The organism is Actinomadura kijaniata NBRC 14229 (assembly GCF_001552175.1).
GTDB classification, from domain to species: Bacteria; Actinomycetota; Actinomycetes; order Streptosporangiales; family Streptosporangiaceae; genus Spirillospora; species Spirillospora kijaniata.
Genome location: NZ_BCQR01000001.1, coordinates 47907 through 70948, shown reverse-complemented (window position 1 = coordinate 70948; position 23042 = coordinate 47907). Strand labels below are relative to the sequence as shown.

Annotated in this window: 23 protein-coding genes; 5 read left to right on the top strand and 18 right to left on the bottom strand. The window is 74.0% G+C overall.

What is annotated here, in order from left to right; translation table 11 throughout:
• Positions 1–143: 143 nt before the first annotated feature.
• From AKI01S_RS00350 to AKI01S_RS00335, 4 genes are all read right to left on the bottom strand, one after another.
• Positions 144–1301 (bottom strand): cytochrome P450 family protein, encoded by a 1158-nt coding sequence (locus AKI01S_RS00350; protein ID WP_067810832.1) that lies wholly within the window; start codon positions 1299–1301, stop codon positions 144–146.
• Between the two features lie 127 nt (positions 1302–1428).
• Positions 1429–2367, bottom strand: coding sequence for a sterol desaturase family protein (locus AKI01S_RS00345; protein ID WP_067810829.1), 939 nt, complete (start codon positions 2365–2367; stop codon positions 1429–1431).
• Between the two features lie 169 nt (positions 2368–2536).
• On the bottom strand, positions 2537–3295 hold the full coding sequence (locus tag AKI01S_RS00340) for a helix-turn-helix transcriptional regulator (protein WP_067810826.1): 759 nt from the start codon (positions 3293–3295) through the stop codon (positions 2537–2539).
• Positions 3296–3324: 29 nt separating this feature from the next.
• A complete protein-coding gene (locus tag AKI01S_RS00335; RefSeq protein WP_067810823.1) occupies positions 3325–4068 on the bottom strand; it encodes a poly-gamma-glutamate hydrolase family protein in 744 nt (247 codons plus the stop codon).
• A 105-nt stretch (positions 4069–4173) separates the two neighbouring features.
• On the opposite strand from AKI01S_RS00335, the gene AKI01S_RS00330 reads away from it, so the two are divergent.
• Positions 4174–5298, top strand: a complete 1125-nt coding sequence (locus AKI01S_RS00330) for an ADP-ribosylglycohydrolase family protein (RefSeq protein WP_067810821.1) — start codon at positions 4174–4176, stop codon at positions 5296–5298.
• A 3-nt stretch (positions 5299–5301) separates the two neighbouring features.
• A complete protein-coding gene (locus tag AKI01S_RS00325) occupies positions 5302–5787 on the top strand; it encodes a hypothetical protein (RefSeq protein WP_067810818.1) in 486 nt (161 codons plus the stop codon).
• Here AKI01S_RS00325 and AKI01S_RS00320 read toward each other — a convergent pair.
• The 10 genes from AKI01S_RS00320 to AKI01S_RS00280 form a co-directional block, all read right to left on the bottom strand.
• On the bottom strand, positions 5754–6329 hold the full coding sequence (locus tag AKI01S_RS00320) for a GNAT family N-acetyltransferase (protein WP_067810816.1): 576 nt from the start codon (positions 6327–6329) through the stop codon (positions 5754–5756). The genes AKI01S_RS00325 and AKI01S_RS00320 overlap by 34 nt on opposite strands.
• Positions 6326–7066, bottom strand: coding sequence for a sporulation protein (locus tag AKI01S_RS00315; RefSeq protein ID WP_067810813.1), 741 nt, complete (start codon positions 7064–7066; stop codon positions 6326–6328). Before AKI01S_RS00315 ends, AKI01S_RS00320 begins: the two co-directional genes overlap by 4 nt.
• 74 nt (positions 7067–7140) lie before the next feature.
• A complete protein-coding gene (locus AKI01S_RS00310; protein ID WP_169813887.1) occupies positions 7141–7545 on the bottom strand; it encodes a DUF4259 domain-containing protein in 405 nt (134 codons plus the stop codon).
• A gap of 10 nt (positions 7546–7555) precedes the next feature.
• Positions 7556–8029, bottom strand: coding sequence for a hypothetical protein (locus tag AKI01S_RS00305; protein ID WP_067810807.1), 474 nt, complete (start codon positions 8027–8029; stop codon positions 7556–7558).
• 52 nt (positions 8030–8081) lie between these two features.
• The gene (locus AKI01S_RS00300) at positions 8082–8483 is read right to left on the bottom strand and encodes a DUF4259 domain-containing protein (protein WP_169813886.1); all 402 of its coding nucleotides are present in this window, start codon (positions 8481–8483) and stop codon (positions 8082–8084) included.
• A 122-nt stretch (positions 8484–8605) separates the two neighbouring features.
• Entirely contained in the window at positions 8606–8758 is a 153-nt protein-coding gene (locus AKI01S_RS50130; RefSeq protein ID WP_157419555.1) for a hypothetical protein, read from the bottom strand.
• A gap of 232 nt (positions 8759–8990) precedes the next feature.
• Positions 8991–10157, bottom strand: a complete 1167-nt coding sequence (locus tag AKI01S_RS00295) for a cytochrome P450 family protein (RefSeq protein ID WP_067810802.1) — start codon at positions 10155–10157, stop codon at positions 8991–8993.
• A gap of 4 nt (positions 10158–10161) precedes the next feature.
• Positions 10162–10503, bottom strand: a complete 342-nt coding sequence (locus AKI01S_RS00290) for a DUF742 domain-containing protein (protein WP_067810799.1) — start codon at positions 10501–10503, stop codon at positions 10162–10164.
• Complete coding sequence (locus AKI01S_RS00285) at positions 10500–10895, bottom strand: roadblock/LC7 domain-containing protein (RefSeq protein ID WP_067810795.1); 396 nt, start codon at positions 10893–10895, stop codon at positions 10500–10502. The genes AKI01S_RS00290 and AKI01S_RS00285 overlap by 4 nt, the downstream gene beginning before the upstream one ends.
• 77 nt (positions 10896–10972) lie before the next feature.
• Positions 10973–13111 (bottom strand): ATP-binding protein, encoded by a 2139-nt coding sequence (locus AKI01S_RS00280; protein ID WP_067810793.1) that lies wholly within the window; start codon positions 13109–13111, stop codon positions 10973–10975.
• Between the two features lie 276 nt (positions 13112–13387).
• On the opposite strand from AKI01S_RS00280, the gene AKI01S_RS00275 reads away from it, so the two are divergent.
• Positions 13388–15052: a catalase gene (locus AKI01S_RS00275; protein WP_067810791.1), complete on the top strand. Its 1665-nt coding sequence runs from the start codon at positions 13388–13390 to the stop codon at positions 15050–15052.
• A 99-nt stretch (positions 15053–15151) separates the two neighbouring features.
• Here AKI01S_RS00275 and AKI01S_RS00270 read toward each other — a convergent pair whose 3' ends face one another.
• The 4 genes from AKI01S_RS00270 to AKI01S_RS50120 all read right to left on the bottom strand — a co-directional run bounded on the left by AKI01S_RS00270 (position 15152) and on the right by AKI01S_RS50120 (position 20666).
• Positions 15152–17674 carry a hypothetical protein gene (locus tag AKI01S_RS00270; RefSeq protein WP_067810788.1) on the bottom strand — a complete coding sequence of 841 codons (2523 nt, stop codon included), beginning with the start codon at positions 17672–17674 and terminating at the stop codon, positions 15152–15154.
• Complete coding sequence (locus AKI01S_RS50125) at positions 17671–19032, bottom strand: hypothetical protein (RefSeq protein ID WP_157419553.1); 1362 nt, start codon at positions 19030–19032, stop codon at positions 17671–17673. Before AKI01S_RS50125 ends, AKI01S_RS00270 begins: the two co-directional genes overlap by 4 nt.
• 301 nt (positions 19033–19333) lie before the next feature.
• Positions 19334–20134: a tetratricopeptide repeat protein gene (locus AKI01S_RS00260; protein ID WP_067810776.1), complete on the bottom strand. Its 801-nt coding sequence runs from the start codon at positions 20132–20134 to the stop codon at positions 19334–19336.
• 88 nt (positions 20135–20222) lie between these two features.
• Positions 20223–20666 carry a hypothetical protein gene (locus AKI01S_RS50120; protein ID WP_067810773.1) on the bottom strand — a complete coding sequence of 148 codons (444 nt, stop codon included), beginning with the start codon at positions 20664–20666 and terminating at the stop codon, positions 20223–20225.
• A 569-nt stretch (positions 20667–21235) separates the two neighbouring features.
• Between AKI01S_RS50120 and AKI01S_RS00250 the strand changes: the two genes are divergently transcribed.
• Complete coding sequence (locus tag AKI01S_RS00250; RefSeq protein ID WP_067810770.1) at positions 21236–22435, top strand: cytochrome P450; 1200 nt, start codon at positions 21236–21238, stop codon at positions 22433–22435.
• A 32-nt stretch (positions 22436–22467) separates the two neighbouring features.
• Entirely contained in the window at positions 22468–23004 is a 537-nt protein-coding gene (locus tag AKI01S_RS00245) for an HAD domain-containing protein (protein WP_067810767.1), read from the top strand.
• The last annotated feature ends 38 nt before the right edge of the window (positions 23005–23042 follow it).

The following is a 23042-nucleotide window of genomic DNA, read 5'->3' as shown; positions in this document are numbered from 1 at the left end:
CCGGTGCCTCCCGCGCTGTGACACCCGCGGCCGGTGACGTGGGCCACACGAGCGCGCTGTCGCGGGCGCCGGGGCACCGGCATCTCCTGCTCGCCGGGACGCCGCGCGGACGGTCGGCAAGCGACCTCGCCTTCGGGGCGGACTCAGCCGCGCAGCCGTACCGGCAGGGCGGTCAGCCTGCTTCCCTGGATGCCGCCGAAGTCGGTCTGCCGGAGTTCGCCGTAGGGGACGGCGAGGCGGGCGTGGGGGAAGTCGGTGCGCAGGACGTTCACGACCGCCCCCAGCTCCAGCAGGGCGAGCTGCGCGCCGGTGCAGTAGTGGGGGCCCGCGCCGAAGGTGAGGTCCGGCCCGGTCGGCCGGCCGGGGTCGGTGTTGATGCCCTGGATGTCGATGAGGACGGGCGAGCGCGCGGGCAGCCGCAGGCCGCCGAGGTCGATCTCGTCGGAGGTGAAGCGCCACAGGGAGAAGGGCGCCGGCGCGTGCCTGCGCAGCGTGTCCCGCACGAGATCCTCGACCGCGTCCTCGTCCCGCGCGGCGGGGCCGGTGCCGAGCACGCGCGCGAGCAGGAAGCCCAGCGCGGGGTCGGTGGTCAGCTGCCCGGCGTAGATCAGGGTGAAGAGCAGGTAGTGCAGCTGGGGCTCGGTGAACTCCTCGGGGATCCGGTCGCGCAGCTCGACGGCGAGGCCGTGCCGGCCCTCCGCCAGCGCGGCGGCGGCCAGGTCCCCGAAGGAGGCCATCGCCGCGCCGACCTCGCCCGGGTCACTGCTGTACATGCCCCGGCAGGCAGCGATGGCCTGGTCGATGCGGTCGAGCGGTACGCCGAGCACGTCGCAGACCACGGTGAGCGGGAACCGGGTGGTGAAGTCGGCCGCCAGGTCGACCGTTCCGCCGGTGTCGGCGAGGGGGGTGAGCAGGTCGCGGGCGAGCGCGGTGACGCGTTCGGTGTAGCCGTTGATCCGCCGGGCCGTGAAGAGCGGGGCGTGCGCCCGGCGCAGGCGGGTGTGCGCCGGGCCGTCGGTGGTGGTGAGCGACGGCTGGGCGGCGGCGGTCGGTTCGAGCGCGGCGGCGCGCGGGTCCCAGCCGGCCGGCGCGTGGGCGGGGTCCTTGACGATGCGGGGATGGACGAGGGCCTCGCGGGCGAGGGCGTCGTCGGTGATGATCCACGCCGGGCCGCCGGCCGGGGCCTCGACCCGGACGATGGGCCCGGCGGCGCGCAGGGCGGCGCGGGCGGGATGGGGTTCGGTGATCGCGCGGGTGGTGACGGCGAACGGATCGAGGGCGGCGTCGGGCGTGGCGGTCATCGGTTCTCCCGAGGGGCGGCCGGAAGGGGGACGGTTATGCTGCGTCACGCAGAATCTGCGTAACGCAGCAAACATAGCCGAAGTATCTGCGTGGCGCAGCAAAAATTCTTCCGGTCGCGCTGTGCCCCTACCGGGGGTCCTCGGTGGTGGAGGAGCAGGCGCCGGAGGCGCGGAAGGGCTCGGCGAGCTGGGCCAGGTAGCGCGCCGGGTAGTGGGGTTTGGCGGCCATGCCCAGGTCGTCGGAGGTGAAGCGGCGGGCCGGGTCGTAGGAGTAGGTGCGCAGGGCGTGGTCCCAGATCAGGGTGAACAGGCCGAAGTTGACGTCTCCGACGCCCGCCCATTTGAGGTGGTGGAAGCGGTGTCCCTCGTTGAGCGCCAGGACGTGTTTGAACGGGCCGACGCGGTAGTCGGCGTTGGAGTGCTGCAACAGCAGTTGCACCGCCACCGCCAGGGCGAGCACCGAGGCGACCCGGACGGGCAGGCCGACCAGCAGCAGCGGGGTGACCCCGGCGGTCATCTCGGCGGTCTGGTGCAGGGGGTGCTTCATCAGGCCGTTGAGGCCGTAGAAGCGCTTCACGCTGTGGTGGACGGCGTGGAAGCGCCACAGCACGCCGATCTTGTGGCTGGCGTAGTGGACCAGGGTGATCCCGGCGTCGGCGGCCAGGACCGCCAGCAGCACCTGGGCCCACAGCGGCCAGGAGTGCGGCCACCGGTCGGCCGTCGGCACCGTGGCGGCCAGGACGGGGATGGCGGCGACGCTCGCCAGGACGAGGGTCTCGTTGACCAGGGAGTGGGCGGTGTCGCGGCCGCCGTCGTCCAGCGAACGGTTCCAGTCGGGTTCGTAGGGCAGCAGCCGTTCGGCGGCGAACGACGCGGCCACGGCGACCGCGAGCAATGCCAGCAGCCACAGCTTGCCGAGCCCGTCGGTGATTCCGGCGGCGGTGAGCGCGATGGCGGCGCCGTTGACGCCCAGCAGCATCGCCGGGGCGTACCCGTGGCGCACCACCGCGCGGGCGGCCCGCACCGGCCGCGAGGGCGCGCCGGTGGTGATCGTGGTTGTGCTCATGCCGCCAGCCTCGCCCCGGCCGGGGGAGCGGGCCTTGTACGGAGCGGCCGCGTTCGGGCCCCGTGCCCCGGCGCCTGTTTCAAAGGGCGGCCCCAGCCACGCACGCGAGCGCGCGATGCCGCGCTCGCCAGGACCTGGTCAGGTGCGAGCCCCGGGCGAGCGCCGTAGGTCAGGGCTGTGAAAAATCCCGCCATCCGGTGGCGTGCAGGGCGTGGGTGGGGGTGATGCCGAACATGGCCCGGCACACGCGGGTGAGGTGGGCGCTGTCGGTGAACCCGGCCTCGTGCGCGGCCCGGGTGAGGGTCGCGCCCCGCTGCACGGCGGCCATGGCGCGCTGGAGGCGGACCCAGCGCCGCCAGGCGGTGTAGGGCAGCCCGAGCTGCTCGGTGAACAGGTGCCGCAACCGGGTGGCCGACAGCCCCACCGCTGCGGCCGCCTCGGTCAGCGACGGGACCGCGTCCAGGGGCGGCGGGCCCGCCGGGGGAGGCGACGCCGAGTTCACCAGCGCGGCCACCGCCGGGTGCAGTTCGGCCCGCCGGGAGCCCGGTGAGGGGTCCGGCGCGACCGGGAAGGGGGCGGCGGCGACCCAGGAGGACACCTGGTGCGGGTCACCGGCGGCGCGGACGCGGGCGGTGGCGGCGGACGCGGCGCGACCGGCGGGATCCAGGTAGTGCGTCGTCCCGTACGCCCGCCCGGTGACCTCGACGGCGTGGCGGACCGCGGCCGGGATGACCGCCGCGGTCGCCCGCCGCCGTTGGCCGTCGCGGTCGACCAGGACCACGGCGCCGCTGGTGACGGCGAGGATCTGGACGGCGGCGTGGGCGTGCGCCGCCGTGCCGCCCAGACGGCCGGTGAACGACAGCACCCCCGGCTCCAGCCGGGCCGCGCCGGACCACCGGGCCCCTTCGTCGGCCGTGTGCGCTGCCATGGGCGCCGGTCCCCGTCGCCGGTCGTCGCCTACAGCCCCGCGAGGGCCGAGTTGACCGCCTTCACGTAGTCCTGGAACGCGCGGGTGCGGTTGCGCGGGTTGTTGATCCACTCCGCGTCCAGCCGTCCGTCGCGGAAGAACCGCTTGCGCTGCGCCGTGCTGATCTCCAGCTGGAGGCCCTTGCCGCGGGCGTTGCGGTTGGCGATGTTCTTCGGGTGCGTGCCCTCGATGCCGTCCGGCGGGGTGGCGACCGCGAAGCCCTTCGCGCGCAGCGCCGCCGTCACCTTCCGGGCCAGCGCCGTGTCGCGCCCGCCCACGTAGGTGACCGCCCGGTCGCCCTTGGCGGCGTGCCAGGACACGGTGTACTTCACGCCCCGCAGCAGCTTCAGCGCCTTGGGCTCGTCGAAGCGCGTGGAGGTGAGGTGCAGGGCGCTGTTGCCCCGCTTCTTCAGCCCCACGAACGAGTAGTAGGCGTCCCCGCGCCGGGCCGCCGCGTGGTCCGCCAGCTGCGTGGTCGGCGGCTCGATGCCCCCGCCGTGGACCGCGATGTGCGCGACGCGCGCGTTCCGCGGGCTCCGCAGCACGCGCCGGTAGTCGCGTCCCTCCTTCTCGCGCCGGGAGAGCTCGGCGTAGTTGCGGTACTTGTCGGCGCGCTCGGCCGCGGCCGTCCGCTGCGCGGCGACCGGCGAGGCGGAACGGTGCTCCCCGGCCGTCCCGCAGGCCGCGAGCGGCAGCGCGAGGACGAGACCGAGAACCGGAAGGGCCCTGTTCATGGAAGGCGGCTCCAGACGACGCGACGGCAAGTGATCAACAACCCTCGGCGGCGACCGCCACCCTGTCAACCTAGACTTTCCGTGCGATCGCGGGAGGAGACGTACGTGGTGGAGTTCGCGAGGCCGTGGGGAGCCGTCGGCGAGGCCGTGTTCCGTTCCCGGGTGCGCGGGTGCCTGCTGGGCGGGGCCCTGGGGGACGCCCTCGGCTATCCCGTCGAGTTCCACGGCCTCGCGCAGCTGCGGGCCGTCCACGGCCCCGGCGGGGTGGCCGGGCCGGTGCTCGCCAACGGCGGGCGGTCCGCCCTGATCAGCGACGACACCCAGATGACGCTGTTCACCGCCGAGGGACTGATCCGCGCGCACGCCCGCTTCGTCGACCACGGCGCCGACGACACCGTCGACCTCGTCCGCAACGCCCACCTGCGCTGGCTCGACACCCAGACCCACGAGCAGCCCCCCGCCGTGGAGGACGACCCGGTCCGCACCGGCTGGCTGCGGCACCAGCGGTTCCTGTACGCGCTGCGCGCCCCCGGCAACGCCTGCCTGACCGGCCTGAGGTCGGGCGTCGACCCCGGAACGGCCACGCCCCTCGGCGAGAAGGGGCCGGTCAACCCCGACTCCAAGGGGTGCGGCGGCGTGATGCGGTCGGCCCCGTTCGGGCTGGTCCACACGCCGGAACGGGCGTTCGAGCTGGCGGCCCGCAGCACCCTGTCGACCCACGGGCACCCCACCGGCTCCCTGGCGTCGGGAGCGTTCGCCGCGATCGTCGCCCACCTGATGGCGGGGGAGTCGCTGCTCGGCGCGGTCCTGCAAGCCCTCGAACTCCTGCGGGCCCATCCGTCGCACGAGGAGACCAGCCGGGCGCTGCGCGGGGCGATCGACCTGGCGGCCGAGGGGAGGCCGAGCGCCGAGAGGGTGGAGGGCCTCGGCGGCGGCTGGGTCGCCGAGGAGGCCCTGGCCATCGCCGTCCACTGCGCGCTGGCCGAGCCCGACGACGTCGCCCGCGCCCTGTCGCTGGCCGTCACCCACGGCGGCGACAGCGACTCCACCGGCGCGATCTGCGGGAACCTCCTGGGCGCGCGGCACGGCGACGCGGCGCTGCCCGCCGACTGGCTGGCCGTGCTGGAGGGCCGGGGAACGATCACCGCGCTCGCCGACGACCTCGCCGTCCAGTACTCGCCGCGCCACCCGCGCACCCGGTACTGGCGCGACCGCTACCCGGCGAGCTGACCCGTGGGCAACACGTTCACGGCGGAGGGCTCCGGCGCCGGCGACCTGTCCATGACCAACGGCGGCACGGACGCGTTCTACGACGTGCTCACCCTGGCGGCCTGCGCGATCGCCGAGACGCCGTGGGAACTGAACCTGGCGGTCGACCTCGCCGACGGGCAGCGCCACAGCCGCGGGTTCGCGGGCCACGACCTGAGCGAGTGGCCCTGGACCGGCGACTGGCGGCGGGAGAAGGCGTTCCTGCTGCGGGTCATCGACCTGGCGGAGGCGCGCCACGGCTGGGACCGCCTGGACTACGAGCCCGCCCGGGCGCCGTCCCACCTGCGCGACCTCCGCGCCATGGTCGAGGGCCTCACACCGCTGCCCATGGAACGCCCGCCCCACCGCCGGGACTGGACCTCGCCCCCGCCGCCCGGACACCTGGAACGCTGCCCCGAGCACGACGTGTTCGAGGGTCAGTTCGGCTGCCGGCTCTGCTCGGACTGGTGAAGCCACTCCTCGCGGGTGAGGGCGTACTCCACGTCCCCGTGCTCGGCGCCCTCGACGGGGTCGGGCCACTCCTCGAAGAACGTCCGCACGTACCGCAGCCCGGTCTTCTCCAGCACGCGCCGCGACCCGGTGTTGACCGTCATCGTCGTCGCCACGACCCGCCGGATCCCGAACTCGCGGAACCCCTTGTCCACGACGGCCCGCGCGCCCTCGGTCGCGTACCCCCGGCCCCAGGCGGCGCGCGCCAGCCGGTAGCCGAGCTCGGCCTCGCCGGGCCGGTCCAGCGGTCGCAGCTCGAACCAGCCGAGGAACGCCCCCGACGTCCTCTCCTCGGCGATCCACCATCCGAGCCCGCCGTGGCGTTCGTAGGCGGCCAGCATCCGCGGCAGCACCTCGCCGCGGACGACCTCCGGCGGCACGGGCCCGCCGGTGTCCAGGAACCGCCGCACCTCCGGGTCGGCGTCCAGCGCCACCAGCGCGTCCGCGTCGTCCTCGGTCACGCGCCGCAGCACGAGCCGTCCGGTCTCCAGGAAGACGCTCACATCTGCCACTCCTCCCGGCAGTACGCGTCCAGCCACTTCTCGCACGCCTCCACCGTCAGCCCCGCGTACTCGAACCGGTGGGCCCCGGTCGAGCCCAGGAACACGTCGAGCGAGTCGGCACGGGCGAAGAACCCAGTCTCCAGCTGTTCGCCCTGGGGACGCCGGTAGTGGTCGGGGAAGTAGAACTCGATCTCCTGCCAGAACGGCATCGTCTGGTTGTCGCCGCCCTGCACGACACCCATCTTCACCTCAGCCTCGTCGAGCCGGAAGCCGAGCCGCCGGTACGCCTCGACGAACACGTCCTGCGCGGGCAGCGCGTGCACGGCGATCTCGTCGAAGTCGCCCCGGTCCACCGCGTTGTCGATCTCCAGGGTGGTGCGGACGGCGACCCGCCCGCCCCGCAGCGGACGCCCCAGCACGTACGTCAGCGGCGTCTCCCACGGCACGTCGAAGTCGATCCCGTGGGCGAGGGTCTCCCCGGCCCGCAGCTCGAACGGCCCGAAGTGCCGCTCGGCGAACGCCACCGGCCGGTTCCAGCCCGTCTCGTCGCCCTCGCGGTCCTCGGCGCGCGTGACCAGCTCCAGCACCAGCCGGTCGATCCGGACGTCGGCCCCGCCGCCCTTGACGGTCACGTGGGTCTGGAGGCGGTCCCCGGGACGCACGGCGCGGTTGGCGATCACGGTCTCCACGCTCGGGGCGTTGGCGCCGAGCGACTTGAGGAACGTACGGAATGCCATGGACGGTTTCCCTCCGGAGGGGTGCACAACGGGCACCGCACTCTAACGGCCGGAAGATCGGCCGTGGAAGCCGCTCACAGGACCCTCCGGTAGGGCGCGAGACCGGCCTCGACGTCCGGGAGCGCCCCGACCGCCTCCCACTGCGCGCGCCACTCGTCGTCCCCGGCGGCGAACGCCCGCGCGAACACCCGCCCGGCCAGGCCCCGCAGCTCCTCGTCCACGGCGAACGGCACCCGTTCCAGGAGCTCCGCGGCGTCGGGGCTGTCGGTCACGCCCGGCTCGACCCGCGCGGCGACCAGGCACGCGGCGGCCACGGCCCGGTCCATGGCCGACTCGCCGGCCCGCCCGTCCAGCACCCGGCCCATGACCGCCCGCAGCCGCGCCACGGCCTCGTCCGGGTCCTCGTCCAGCTCGTCGAGCAGATCCAGCGCCGAGTCGTTGTCGAACGGCCCCACAGGTCCCCCCTCGTCACACGTCACCGGGAGCAACCTAACGCGACGCGGGCCTGCCGGGACGCAGGTCCACCTCGCGGGACGGCGGGCGCAGGAACACCTCGGCCGAGACGGGACCGTAGGCGATGTTGAAGGTGTCGTGGTGGTAGATCCGCGTGGGGTTGTAGTAGCTCACGCTCTCCGCCCACGTGGTCCGCAGCCGCAGGGTCTGGCGACGGCGCAGCGGCAGCGACCGCCACCGCGGCCGGGAACCGGTGACCCCGGGAAAGCCCACCACCAGCAGCCCGTCCCGTTCCCCGAACGTCACCCACCGGGTGGGCGGAAGCTCCCCGGAGGACCGGAAGCGTGGCCGGAAGTCCTCCCACTCGGTCATCGTGACGCCGTGCAGGAACGGCTGCGGCGCGTCGGGAAGGGGGAACGCGAGCGGGCAGGCGTTGCGGCGCACCGCTCCCGGCGCGCCCCGCGACCGCTTGGTCCATGAGGTCCGCACCCACTGCACCGAGACGTCCATGGACGCGATCGTCGCACCGCGGGGCGGCCCCGGCATCCCGTTTTCCCGGGCGCTACAGCACCCCGCGGTACGGCGCGACCGCGTCCCTGACCTTGGGAATCGCGCCGCCGTCGTCCCACAGGGCGTACCACTCGTTGTCGCCCGGCTCGAAGGCCCGCGCGAACACCTTCCCCGCCAGCTCCCGCATCCCGGCGTCCACGGTGAACGCCAGCGTCTCCAGATACTCGCGGCCGTTGGGATCGTCCAGCACGCCCGGCTCGATCCGCGCGGCGACCAGGCACGCGGCGGCGATGGCCCCCTCCATGTCGTCGGAGTCGAGGTACTCGCGGGCGTTCACGACCGCGGCCATCCCGTCCCGCAGCCCCTCGGTGACATCCCCGCCCCGATCGGACAGGTCACCGAGAAAGTCCAGGGCCGAGTCGTTGTCGAACGGTCCCATTCCCCAGGCGCCCATGCCGTTCCCCTCACTCGTCGGATCGCGTCGCAACCTAACGGGCGTCGCCGACATTCCGGGCCCGGCACGCGGAACGCCGCCTCGGCGCGCGGCCGGGCGGCGTTCTCCCGCGGGTCTCTCCGTCAGCGGGCGGCGGTGGCTTGCTCCGTCGCCGTGGTCGAGGAGGAGTCGGCGGCGGTCGTCGTCGCCTGCTCGTGCTTCTGCTCCTCCGCACCCTGCTTCGACGGCCAGGCGACGAGCCTGGTGCGGCGGGGGTTGGCCAGAGGGGTGCTCATGGTGTCGCTGTCCTCCTGTCGGGCCGTCGCCGAGGGCCGCCGCCCGGGTGGGGCGGCGGTCGGCGAAAGTGTGAGACAGAGATCTTCCCGGATGACCCGCCCCCAATACCAAAATGGTCTAGACCGGTTGGCGGAAACGCCCGCTCCGCAGGGGATCACCCGTTCACAAATTTTGATCTTAATGGAGGGCCGGGGTGGCCGAAATCACTTTTCCCGACCCCGGAAACCATGATCAACATTCCGGGGTGAACTCCACCGGCAACGCCGCCGGCCCCCGCGTCCACGGCGACGCCCGCCATTCCAGGTCCGCCGCCGGCACCGCGAGCCGCACGTCCGCGAGCCGGTCCGGCAGCGCCGCGACCGCCGCCCGCGCGACCACCTCGGCGAGCTCCGGGGCCGGGGGAGGACAGCCGTGCTCGCCGTGGCCGAACGACAGGTGGGCGCGGTTCGGGGCGGCGCCGTCGGGCTGGGCGTGCGGGTCGGCGTTCGCCGCGCCCAGCCCGAGGACCAGCAGGTCGCCGCGGTGGATCCGGCGGTCGCCGAGCACGCAGTCGTGCACCGCCCACCGCCCGATCACGCCCTGCACGGGCGTGTCCTCCCACAGCGCCTCGCGCAGCGCGTCGCCGTCGCCGCGCGGCTCCCCGGCGAACGCGCCGCCCGCCAGCACCACCCGCAGCGCGCTCGCGATCCAGTCGGCCGTCGGCCGGTGCGCGGAGACCAGCAGCGCCAGCAGGTCGAGCGCCGCCTCCTCGTCGGTCAGCCCCGCCGGATGGGCCAGCAGCCTCGACGGCACGTCGTCCCGCGCCCGGTACCGGCGTTCGCCGACGAGCCGCTGCATCCGGGCGTGCATGCGCCGGTGGGCGTCCTTGCAGGAGTCGACGGCGCCCGTCACGTTCCGCGCGGCGTCGATCTCCTCCGCCAGCTCCGGGACGTCCTCGTCCGGCAGCCCCAGCAGCCACGCCACCGCCAGCAGCGACATCGGCCGCGCGTACCCGTCGACCAGGTCGGCCCGCCCGTCGGCGGCGAACCCGTCGATCAGCCCGTCGGCGATCCGGCGGCACGCCAGCGCCATCTCCGGGCGGCGCACCCCGTCCAGCGCCTCGCCGAGCGCGCCCGACCGCCGCCGGTGCTCGGCGCCCTCCGCGAACACCACCGACGGGGTCCACCCCACGTGCGGCATCAGCGGCCAGTCCTCGGGGACGCGGTCCCAGGCGTTCCACCGGCGGCAGTCCCGCGCGAACGTCCGCGCGTCCCCGGCGACCCGGCACACCTCCCGGTACCCGAGCACCAGCCACGCGGGGACGTCGCCGTCCAGCAGCACCGGGACGACCGGGCCGTGGCGTTCCCGCAGCGTGCGGTACACCTCGACGGGGTCGGCGGCCAGGCCGTACAGCTTCACCGGCTTACAGATTCCGAAGTCCAACGAGCACCTGCTCCAACGTCTCCATGTCGGTCGTTCCCGCCGGCCCGGAGGCCGGGGGACGGGCGACGGCCAGCCCGGCCGCGAGCAGGTCCCGCAGCAGCACCCGGACCACGCTGACCGGGAACCCCAGATGCGCCGCGATCTCCGCGACGGCGACCGGCCGCCGGCACAGCCGCAGGATGCGCGGATACTCCGACGGCGCGCCCGGCGGCGCGGCGGTGTCGGCCGCCTCGACCAGCGTCATCAGGTCCAGTTCGGGGCCGCCGGGGTCGCGGCGCCCGCGGGTGACGACGTACAGCCGTTCCGGCCCGGCGGTCCTCATGTCCGCCGCGGGGCGGCCGACAGCCGCGCGCCGAGCCGGGCGACGAGGTCGTTCATGGCGTGGACGACCCGGCCGACGTCGGCGTCCGCGTCGGCCACGACCGCCAGGTTCGCGCCGTCCCCCGCCGGGACGACCAGCAGCATCCCGCCGGGGAACTCCACCAGCGCCTGCCCCGCCCCGATCCCCCGGCCGAACTCGGCCGAGGCGCTGACCGCGAGGCTCTGGATCCCCGAGGCGATGGCCGCGAGCTGGTCGGCCCGGTCGGCGTCCAGCCCCGGGGACCGGCAGATCTTCAACCCGTCCCTGGACAGCGCGAGCACGTGCCGCGCCCCCGCCGCCTCCGCCTGGAACGCCTCCAGCAGATGGGCGAGCCCCTCGTCCTGGCTGCTCATGATGGTCCCGGGCCCCGGCCGAACCGCGGCCCCGGCCTCCTTCCCGCTATCCCTGACATCCGGTGCTCCGCCCCCGTTCACGACCCCGCGCCACCGTCCCCGGCCTCGTCCCGCCTCCCGGCGACCCTGCGGTCCCCGGGCTCACCCGAGACCCGCCGGGGAGCGGCCTCCTCAGGCCCGACAACCCCCCACCCGAACGAGAACCCCACATCAGAACCCCCACCCCGCACGAACCCGACACCGCGAGGAAAGACGCCGTCACGCGAAGGAGCACCTGCGGAAGAACCACGACCGGAAGACGCGCCTCCCCGCCCGGGCGCCCCCTCATCCGGAGAAGCGACATCACCCGACAGAGCCGCACCTTGCGGGGACGTGGCGTCCTGAGGGAGAGGACCGGTACGCACGGAAGGATCACGACCGGGGGACACCGCTTCCCGCGCAGACGCGGCCTCCTCCGCGGAGGCGTCGCGCGGGAGGGGATCGGTGCATGCGGGGGAGCCATGGCCGGAGGATGCGGCTTCCTGCGCAGACGCGGCCTCCTCCGGGGTGGCGACGCCGTGCGGCAGGGCCACGTTCTGCGCTGGCGTGGCGTCGTTGGGAGGGGAGCCGTGGTTGGAGGACGCGGCGCCGCGTGGGAGGGCCGTGCCTTGTGGGGGTGTGGCGTCGTTGAGGGGAACGGCGCCTTGCGGGAGGGGGGTGGTGTGGGTGGGGGTGTCGTGGTCGATGGGTGGGGTGGCCTTGTGGAACGCCGTCAGGCGGGCCGCCGCCGCTTCCGGGTCGTTCTCCGGCGGTGTGGCCGGGGTCTCCGGGGGGACGGCCGCCATGCCCTCGGTCCGGCGGCGCTGGGGGAGGGCCGGCTGTTCCCGCCGTGGGGCCTCCAGCGGGAGCGCGGGAGCCTGGTCCGGCGGGGAGAGGGGGCGGGTGACCAGGTCGAGGGGGATCAGCATCACCACGCCCACGCCGCCGCGCGCCGACGGGCGGAAGCCCACGCGCAGGCCGTGGCGGCGGGCCAGGCGGCCCACCACCGGCAGGCCCAGGCGGGTGCCGGACGTCGCGGTCAGGTCGGGGTCGGCGATGAGGCGTTCGGCGCGGGCGCGTTCGCGGGGGGACATGCCGGGGCCGCCGTCCTCGATCGTGACGACCACCCCGGCGTCCTCCTCCTCGACGTAGACGTGCACGTCGGTGTCCCGCGGGGCGAACGCCGTCGCGTTGTCCAGCAGCTCGGCCAGGGCGTGCATGACGGCCTCGGCGGCGTGGGCCGCGACCGCGCAGGTCCCCGTGGCGTGGGGGCGGATGCGCCGGTAGTCCGCGATGCGGCCCATCGCGCCGCGCAGCACGCTCTCCATGGGGATGGGGGCGGTCCAGCGGCGCCCCGGCCTCCCTCCGGCCAGGATCGCGACGGTGTCGGCCACGCGCCCCATCTGCGAGACGCGGTGGTCGACGTCCAGCAGGTCCCCGAAGACCGCCTGCTCGTCGTAGCGGTGTTCCAGCTCGCTGAGCACCGCCAGCAGCCCGGCCGCCTGCGCCTGGAGCCGCGCGGCCCCCTCCGCGCACGCCAGCGTCGTCGCCGTCCCCCTCTCCTGCGTGCGGGCCAGCTCCGCCGCGACGGCCTCCTGGAGGCGGGCGACGGCCCCGGTGGCCGGGGGTTCGAAGAGCTCCCGCAGGGTGCCGGGGGAGGCGCAGTCGGCGCGGACGCGTTCGGCCATCGCGGGCAGCGTCACCTCCAGCAGGTGCGCCAGGTCGTCCTCGACGGAGGCGGCCGTGGCGCGGGCGGCGGTCGCGGTGCGCCGCGCGTCGGCGAGCTCGTGGGCGACGACCATCAGCAGGTGCCGGAGGGACTCGTCGGACGGCGGGGGCAGCTCGGCGAGGACGGTGTCGGCGGGCGCGCCGTCGCGGACGCGGGCGGCCAGCGCGGGCAGCGTCCGGTCGCACACCTCGAACAGGCGGTGTTCGAGGCGGTCCCCGCCGCTCGCGAACGCCGCCAGCGCGGTCCGGGCGTTGCGGGCGGCCGTCGCGTGGTAGGCGGCGACGGCCACGGCCAGCGCGACCGCCAGCGCGAACGCCCCGCCGCCCCCGGCGACGAGGCGCTTGAGCCCCGGGTCGGCGAGCACGACCGCGCCCAGCCAGCCGCCGCCGATGGCGATCACGGCGACCAGCCAGGCCAGCAGCGCCCGTTCCAGGGGAGAGGCGGACGCGGGTGCGGCGGGTGCGGGCATCGATCACGTCCTTGCAACGGGGGAACGGCGCCGCGCGTCGGGCGGTCACTTACCGTAGGATGCATCACACCGACCGTGCACGGGAGGAAAACGTCACAAAAGCGGGGCCCCGCGATTCCCGATCACCGAGAACGGATCGGAAAAGCAGCGGAAAGGCCGGTGACCTCCCGTTTCGCGGAGCTTCTCCGATTTGGCGGAACGATGACCTTCCCGGCGCATGGGGATCCCGCGGCGGGGTAGGGCCACCCTCCCATGGACCAAGAGGAGATCCCCGCCATGACCGACGTCTCATCCCAGGGACCGCGGCCGGACGACCGTCGTGACGTCCTCACCAACCGCCAGGGCCACCCCATCTACGACAACCAGAACCAGCGGACCGTGGGCGCGCGCGGTCCCGCGACCCTGGAGAACTACCACTTCCTGGAGAAGATCAGCCATTTCGACCGCGAACGCATCCCCGAACGCGTCGTCCACGCCCGCGGCTTCACCGCCTACGGCTACTTCGAGGCGTACGGGAAGTGGGGCGACGAGCCGATCTCCCGTTACACGCGCGCCAAGCTGTTCCAGGAGGAGGGCAAGCGCACCCCGCTGGCCCTGCGCTTCTCCACGGTGATCGGCGGGCGGGACTCCTCGGAGGCGGCGCGGGACCCGCGCGGGTTCGCCGTGAAGTTCTACACCGAGGACGGCAACTGGGACCTGGTCGGCAACAACCTCGCGGTGTTCTTCATCCGCGACGCCATCAAGTTCCCCGACGTGATCCACGCCCTGAAGCCGGACCCGGTGACGTTCCGCCAGGACCCCAACCGGATCTTCGACTTCATGTCGCAGACGCCCGAGGCGATGCACATGCTCGTCAACCTGTTCAGCCCGCGCGGCATCCCCGCCGACTACCGGCACATGCAGGGTTTCGGGGTCAACACCTACAAGTGGGTCAACGAGTCCGGTGAGACCGTCCTGGTGAAGTACCACTGGATCCCCAAGCAGGGTGTCAAGAGCCTGACCGAGGCCGACGCCGCCGCGATCCAGGCCCACGACCTCGGCCACGCCAGCAAGGACCTGCACGAGGCCATCGAACGCGGCGACCACCCCGAGTGGGAGCTGGTCGTCCAGATGATGAGCGACGAGGAGCATCCCGAGCTGGACTTCGACCCGCTCGACGACACCAAGGTCTGGCCGGAGAACGACTTCCCGCCCCAGCCCGTCGGCCGCATGGTCCTGGACCGCAACGTCGACAACGTCTTCGCCGAGAACGAGCAGATCTCGTTCGGCACCGGCGTGCTGGTGGACGGCCTGGACTTCTCCGACGACAAGATGCTGGTCGGCCGGACGTTCTCCTACAGCGACACCCAGCGCTACCGCGTCGGCCCGAACTACCTCCAGCTCCCGGTCAACCAGGCCAAGAGCACCGACGTCCGCACCAACCTGCGCGACGGCCAGATGACGTACCACGTGGACGGGCGGGGCGAGAACCCGCACGTCAACTACGAGCCGTCCATCAACGGCGGTCTGCGCGAGGCGCAGTACCCCACGCACGACGAGCAGGGCCCGCTCATCGAGGGCCGCGTGACCCGCAAGCGCATCCCGCGCACCAACGACTACAAGCAGGCGGGCCAGCGCTACCTGCTCATGGAGGACTGGGAGCGCGACGACCTGGTCAACAACCTGGTCACCAACCTCAAGCAGTGCGACCGTCCCATCCAGGAGCGGATGGTGTGGCACTTCCTGCTGGTCGAGGACGACCTCGGCCTGCGCGTCGGCGACGGCCTGGGCATCGCCCCCGACGACGTCAAGCACCTCAAGCCGCTGCAGAGCCAGGACCTCACCGACGAGGACCGCCAGCGCCTGGCCAACCTCGGCAAGAACGGCCCGCGCGACGTCGCCGGCCTGAAGATGACCCACTGCGTCCCCAACGAGCGCGTGGTCCGTCACTTCGGCGAATGACCCGGCCACGGCCCCGCCCGGGCGCCCACCCGGCCGGGCGGCACGGTGGGCCCCGCACCGGCGGGGCCCACCGCCGCGCTCACCCGGCGACGGCGGCGGTCAGATCGCCGAGGTGAGGCGTTCCAGCAGCTCCAGGTGGTCGGTGCCCGCGTCCTTGAGGAGGCGCTGGGCGGTGTCCGGCGGGACCTGGCCGAGGCGGATCGGACGGCCGACCAGGCCGATGTTGTTCATGCCGTCGCCGCTGCCGAGCCGCGACTCGGGGGTGGCCAGCCCGGTGAGCCGGTAGAGCCGCCAGGCGTTGCCCATCGGGGCGCTGGCCAGCAGCAGGTCGGGCCGCCGCCACGCCACGAACGCCCACCGTCCGCCCGACACCGCCTGCACCAGCGCGATGTCGCGGTGCTCGCCGAGCAGCGTGGCGACGCGCGCCGCGATCGGCACCGGGTTGGTGAACGACCCGCGGACCCGGTGGACGCCCTCGTCCTCCTCCAGCTCCCAGCCGTTGTCGGCCAGCTCGGCGGCGATGTGCGCGACCGGGTCGTCGTCGTGCGCCAGTTGCACCAGTCCCTCCAGTTCGCTGCGGCTCAGCACGCGCGCGTGCGGCAGGACCGGCGGGATCAGCAGGTCCCCGGCCAGGGCGGGGTCGGCGTCGGCGACCAGCGGCCGCACCCGCTCCCACGCGGCGGCGGCCGGCAGGTCCTCCGGCGCGTCCCCGGTCGGCGGCGCGCCGCTGTTCAGCAGGCCCATGCACACGGCGATGAGCGCGTTGACGTGCTGCGACGCCTCCTCGGGAACGCCGTCGGCGTCCTCGGGCGGCAGCCGCCGCAGCAGCCGCGCCAGGTCCTCCCGCCACGACGGGTCGTCCGGCGTCCACACGCCGTGCCCGAGCAGCCGCACGAACAGCCGCGCCACCAGCATCCGCACCGGCAGCGGGGGAGCGGCCCCCTCCGGCGCGACGGCCCCGACCGCGCGGGAGGTCCATCCGCGCCATTCCTCGCGTTCGCCGGCGGGCAGGGGGGCGGGAACGGCCTCCTCTCCGGCCACCGGCTCGTCGAGCGCTACCCCCTCGCCCGGTCCCCAGCGCGGCCCGAACGGGGCGTCCACCCGGTGGCCGAACAACGCGCCGGTCAGCGGGGCGCCGATGGCGCGCTCGTGGTCCTCCAGCCAGGCGGCGTAGCGGTCCTGGACGTTCGCGTCGCGCGCGGTCTCCGTCCCGGCCGTCCGCAGGGCGGTGAGCCGCTCGGCCAGCCGCAGCAGGTCGTGGCGGAACCGCCGCCCCTGCTCACCGGTGAGGATCTCCTGCTCGGTGTAGGGGACGCGCAGCCGGGGCCGCTCGTCGTCGGCCCACCGCCCGCACCGGCCGGGATCGGCCGCGAACACCGGCGGCGACACCTCCGCCCCGGCCCCGAGGTCGGCGCGGACCCGGACGACCGCGCCCGCCGGTCCGGGAACGGCGAACACCGCGACCGTCTCCCCGGCCGGAACGGTCCCGGCCGCCGTCCACGAGCCCGGCGACCCGTCCGGCGACGCCTCCACGGCGACCTCGACGTCGTACGGCCGCGCCAGGGTGATCCGCACGCCCCGCGCGCCGACCAGCGCGCCCAGCACCGACGGGCCGCGCCGCGGCTCGACCTCGCGGATCGTGCGCCGCCCGGCCATCCGGTCCGGTGGGCACGCGGTGCCCTCGGGCATCAGGGACGTCCCGACCGGCGACAGCACCGCCAGCTCGCAGTGGCCGCCCTCGCCGAGGGAACGCAGCAGCGCCTCGCCGGTGAGGTCGGCGCTGCCGGTGAGCGCCCAGCGACGCCCGTCCCTCGCCCACTCCACCAGCTTCCCGTGCCGGGGGACGTCCTCGGCCAGCAGCCGGATCTCGGCGTCGCGCCCGTCGAGGACCAGCGCGAGCGCGTCCCCGTCATAGCCGGTCCAGCGCTCCTGGAGGCCGATCACGACCCGCGCCGGATCGAAGTGCGCCACGATCTCGGCGAGCGCGTCCCCGCCCGCGTCGACGGACGGCGCGTACAGGCACAGCTCGTCGACGGGCCCGCCCGGCACCTGCCCGAGCAGCCCCTCGTCCAGGTTGTGCAGCAGCCGCACGTCGCCGCCGGCCGGCCGCGCGCCCTCCAGCGGCGCGGCGATCTCCTGGAGCAGCGCGTCCACGTACTCCGGCACCGCCACCCCGGCGGGAAGCATCTGCAACCACTCGCCGAGCTGCGCCAACGCCGCCGGGACCGTCTCGCGCGTGCCGCGCAGCACCGTCCACAGCTCGTCGTCGTGACCCCACCCAGCCATGGTCGGGTCCCCGGAGCCGACGGCCGCGACGATGTCGCGTTCGCCGACCAGCAGCGCCACCTTCGGGTGGAACGCCCCCGCGCACGCCGCCAGCCCGTGGAAGTAGGCGCGTCCCGCCATCCGCACGTCCACCGGTTCGTAGCGGCCCCGCGCCGCGTCCCCGACGACGGTGATCCGCGCGCCCATCGCCCGCGCCGCCGGCACCGCCACCCTCTCCAGGAACGGCAGGTCCACGGCGGACCCGAGCAGCAGGAACTCGTGCAGGTCCGCCCCGTCCTCCCGGTCGCGCCACTCGTTCAGCAGCGCCAACGGCGAAGTGAACTCCCAGCCGGTCACGCGCCCACCCCCAGCAGCTCCGCGCCGAGCGGGAGCACCGCCCCGCCCTCGTCGACCAGCCCGAGCTGACGGGCGAACGACGCCAGCCGCCCGATCCGCGGCTCCGGCTCCGCCGTTCCCTCGTCGCCGGCCCGGTAGTACCGCCCGTTCCGCTCGTGGACCTGCGAGAACACCCGCAGCCGTCCCGAGGGGTCCGGCGCCATCCCCGCCAGCGCGACCCGCCGCGCCTGCGCCAGCATGTCGTCCACCAGCCCGGCCGCCAGCTCCCGCAGCGGCCGGTCCAGGAAGTCCTCGGTGCGCAGCCGCACCCATTCGGGGTTGAGGATGTCGTGCCGCGCGCCCAGGAACGCCGCGCGCGTCCCGCCCTCCAGCTCCGCGCCGCGCCGCCCGCCGACCAGCAGCAGCCGGACGTTCGTCAGCGGGTCGTCGGCGTCCCCGACGGTCAGCACGGCCCGTTCGATGGGGGCTGGATGCCCGCCGACCATCGTCGCCGGAAGCTCGTCCAGGAACGCCCGCACCGTCTGGTCCGGCATCCGGTCGGCCAGCCAGTCCCGCAGCTCCCGGTGGCTCCGGTCGGCGTCCTCGCCGTCCCGTCCGATCGTGGCGGCCAGCGCCGCCCACAGCCGCCGCCACGCGCCGACCGAGTAGTGCCGCAGCAGCACCCCGCGCCAGTCCGGCACCTCGCGGATCGACGCCAGCACCGGATCGGTCGCGGCGCGGTTCCCGAACGCCACCACCGAGCGGACGACGTCCTCCCAGCTCTCGCCGTCGCCCCGGCCGCCGTTCAGCACCAGGGACCGCAGCACCATCCGCATCGCGCCGCGCCGCCGCAGGTCGTCGGCCTCCCACACGCCGGGGTCGTGCCGCCCGCGCCGGGTCGCGGTGAACAGGTCCCGCATCCAGGGGTTCTCGGGACGCTCGGCGCCCGACAGCGCCAGCGGCTCCAGCCCCTCCAGCTCCCCGAAGTCCAGCCGGTCGCGCCCGGCCGCCTCGAACAGCGGCGCGAACAGCCCCCGCACCTCCTCCGGGCACGAGTGCCGCCCCGGCCGCAACGCCCCGTCCTCCACGGCGACGCTCCCGAGCACCTGTCCCGGCCCGCCGTACCGCTCCCAGAACCCCCAGGCCCGGGGCGAATAGGAAGCGGCCGCGCCCGCGACGTCCAGAACGTCATCCAGCCACGGCCGCACCCGGTCCGCGCCGTGCGCCACGACCCCCTGGTCGAACAGCTCCGACACCCCGGCCATGACGACCTCGGACCGTCTCAGCAGGTTCCGGCACGCCTCCGCGCCGAGCCCGTGGCGTTCCGCGTGCGCGCCGAGCGCCGCGTACAGCGCGTAGTAGCGAACGAACCACGTCACCGTCGAGACCCCGGGGACCAACACGTCCACCGCCCGCAGAACGGGTCCCTCGACCGCGAGGGGATAACGCCCGGAACGCTGGTCCAACCCCCGCGCCGACCAGCCGGGTCCCTCGATGACAGCCGTCAACTTCCACCCTCAATCCACCGTTCCCCGAAGAACGTACCGCCCGTCCGGGACGCCGGGAACCCGCCCTCATAACGATCACGAAGCGTTCACCTGCGACCTGCGCCGTCGACGGTCCACCGCGCCCAGCGCGCACTGGGGGAGGTGGAACCACGGCTCCCCGCCGGTCGCGACGTCAGGCGAGACCGAAACGCTCCTTGAAGTACATGTAGACGTGGAAGTCGTCCGGCTCCCGAAGATCCACGAACAGGATGTGCGTCTCGTCGTCCCGCGTCCAGTACTCCAGGTACCCCGACCCGTAGCCGGGCCTGCGCCCCGTGGCCCAACCGGCGTGGGTGACGTCGTCGGGATCGACTCCCAGCCGCCCCCGCAGCACCGCCGGGTCGGCCCCGCGGTACGGCGGGGGACTCCGGAAGTAGCTCTGGCCGAGGTTGCGCAGCCCGGTCCGCGCCCGTTCCTCCGTCTCGGCGTCGCCGCACGTCAACGCCCGCTCGTACAGCTCCCGCGCGACACCGGCCCGCCCCTGCTCGGATTCGAGGTCGGCGAGGTTGATCAGAGCCTTCCGGGAGTGCTCGACGTCCCCGCCGTCGATCGCCCGCCGGTACAGGTCGCGCGCCCGTTCCAGGTCGCCCCGGCGGCTTTCGAGGATCGCGCCGTTGAACATCGCCTGCGGGGCGTGCCGGGGATGCCCGCTGTCGATCGCCCGGCCGAACGCGGCCCGCGCCCGCTCGACCCGCCCGGCCACCGCCTCCAGCACCGCGAGGTTGACCCACGCCTTGGGCGCGACCTCGGCGTGCCCGGTCGCGATCGCCCGTTCGAACCAGTCCCGTGCCGCGTCGGTCCGGCCGACGTTGCGTTCGAGCGCGCCCATCAGGAACGTCGCCTCCGCCGCCCGGTCGGCGTCCCCGGAATCGATGGCCTCCCGGTAGAACGCGCGCCCGCGTTCCGGATCGGCGGCGGCCTCCTGCGGATCCATCAGCGCTCCCGAACCCGGCTCGATCAACACACCCTCGATCAAACCATCAAGAAGACGCACATGTCTGTACGAAGCGCCACCGGCCGGCTCATTTGCAGTGCTCGCTCTTGCCGTAGATGTCCATGAACGTCCACTTGCCGGTGTTGAACTTCTTCCTCCCATCGGTCTGACCGTTGGTGGTCATGCACCTGTACATGTAGATCTTCCCGGTGCTGGACCACGCCCAGGACTTCACCGTCGCGGGGATCCTCTTCCCCTTGGCGCAGTGGTTGTTGAAGTAGATCGTGGTGGAGTAGGAGCTCGGCTTGTAACTGAAGTTCACCTTCCGGTCGCCACCCCGGCCCTTGCCGCACTTGATGGAGTCCCTCTTCAGGGAGGCCGCGGCCGAGACGGCGGGGGCGCCGTCCACGCTGGCGGCGGCGGATGCACTGGCCGCGGATGCGGTGCCTGCGGACGCGGCGCCCGGCGTGGTGAGGAGGGCCAGGGTGACGCCGGTCGCAGCGGTGGCTCCGGCGAGCGTGAGGGTGCGCATGAGGTCCTTCCGGAAGAATCGGGAGCCGGTCGGCTTCGGGCGCGATCGAGCTTGATCGAGCCGCGACGGCGTCGCTCATGGTCTCCGACCACCGAAGGCGTCAAACAGGGTCCGAAGGATCAACTTCCCCGGAGGGATCTGGTGCCCAGGCACTGCCGGGGCCCTGCCGGACGGTGCCGGGAACGGGAGCCGGTGCCGACGTGCGCTCCGCACCGATCCCGCCGACCCCTCTGAGGACGAGATCCACGCGTCACGCGGGGCCGGACGGCGCCGTCCACCTGTGGGGCCTGGCCCTCGCGGCCCGCTGGGCCTGCCGCCCGCGCCGCGTCGTCGGTGCGTGGATCGTTCCTTCCGGTGCCGTCTCACCCGCTGTCACCATTCCGCCGTTTTTCGGACAGGCCTCTCCGGGCGGACGGAAAGGCCATTGCGGCTCCGGTTAGGGGAACATGTCCTGGTCGAAACAGGGCAGCGAGAATAATTTGGATATCTAACATCTCATCGGGAATTGCGCGCGATTCGGTCCTCCTCTTCGCCGGACACTCCGGTGAACACCCCCCGTTGGAGTCGCCATGCGCGGACTTCCCGCCTTCCCCTTCCCCGCCGACCACGCCCTCCAGCCCTCCCCGCTGCTCACCGAGGCGCGCGACGGCCGGGCCCCGATCCGGGTCCGCCTGCCCTACGGCGCCCCGGCCTGGCTGGTCACCCGCTACGAGGACGCCCGCCACGTTCTCAGCAGCCCCGTCTTCGGCCGGGATCCCGAACGCGCGGGAATCCCCGAAGCCGACATTGCCCGGACGACCCCGGTGGAGATCACCGTCCGGACGCTGCTGAGCACCGACCCACCCGACCACACCCGGCTGCGGCGTTTCGTGTTCCGCGCGTTCACGCCCCGGCGCGTGGAGGAACTGCGGGCGGGCACCGAACGCATCGCGGGCCGCCTCGTCGACGCCATGATCGAGGCCGGGCCGCCGGCCGACCTGTTCGAGACGTTCGGGCTGACGCTGCCCATCGAGGTCATCTGTGACCTGCTGGGCGTGCCCGCCGCGGACCGCGCCCGCTTCACCGCCTGGACCGACGCCCTGCTCAGCACCACCGGCAAGACCGCCGAACAGGCCGCGGCCAGCATCGACGCGATGAACGACTACCTGGCCGACCAGGCCGACCGGCGCACGCGGCACCCCACCGACGACCTCATCGGCGCGCTGGTGCGCGAACGCGTCGAGGGCGACCGCCTCAGCCCGGCCGAGATGGTCAACCTGCTGCGCGCCCTGCTGGCCGCGGGCCACGAGACCACCGCCTCGCAGATCCCCAACTTCGTGTACCTGCTGCTGCGCGGCGGGGACTACCGGCGGCTGGCCGACGAACCCGGCCTGGTGTCCACGGCGGTGGAGGAGCTCCTGCGGTACGTGCCCCTGATCACCCAGGGGTCGCTGACCCGCTTCGTGCTGGAGGAGGTGGAACTCGGCGGGGTCAGGCTGCGCCGGGGCGACCAGGTGCTGGTCGAGCTGGCCGCCGCCAACCGCGACGGGACCGTGTTCCCCGACCCCGAGGTCCTGGAGGTCGCCCGCGAGGACAACCCGCACATCGCCTTCGGATTCGGACCGCACCGCTGCGTCGGCGCCGCCCTGGCCAGGATGGAGTTGCAGGTGGCGCTGTCCACGCTCACCCGGCGGCTGCCCGGCCTGCGCCTGGCCGTCCCGCTCGACGAGGTCCCCTGGGACGACGGCCGCTTCGTCCGCCGCCCGCGGCGGCTGCCGGTCACCTGGTGACCCCGTGCCGGGGCGGCTCTACCCTCGACCCCATGCCCCGCCGCCGAGGACTCGGAGGCGTCCCCCGCCCCGGCACCCACCCGAACCCGCGCCCGCTCCTCTACCTGGACGTGGACGGCGTCCTGAACCCCGAACACCCGACCCCCGGCCTCACCGAGCACACCGTCGGCAACCTCACGATCCGCATCAACCCGGCGCACGCCGCCTGGCTGGCCGAACTCGCCGCCCATTACGACCTGACCTGGGCCACCACCTGGGAGGAACACGCCAACGAGCACATCGCGCCCCTCCTCGACCTCCCGCCGCTGCCGTACGTCGCGTTCAAGGAGTACAGGACGCGCCCCGACGACCCCTACTGCCCGCCGCTGCGGATCCCGCAGATGTACAAGTGGGTGCCGATCCTGCGCCACGCGAACGGCCGCCGCTTCGCGTGGGTGGACGACGTGATCCCGTTCCGCGCCCGCCGCCAGGCCCTCCCGTACCGCTCGACGCGCCTGCTCCGCACCGACCCCGCCACCGGCCTGACCCGCCGTCACGTGGACCGCCTGCTCCACTGGGCCCGGTCCTGAACCGCACGGCCCGAGGCCGGTTCTTCGCCCAGCCCCGT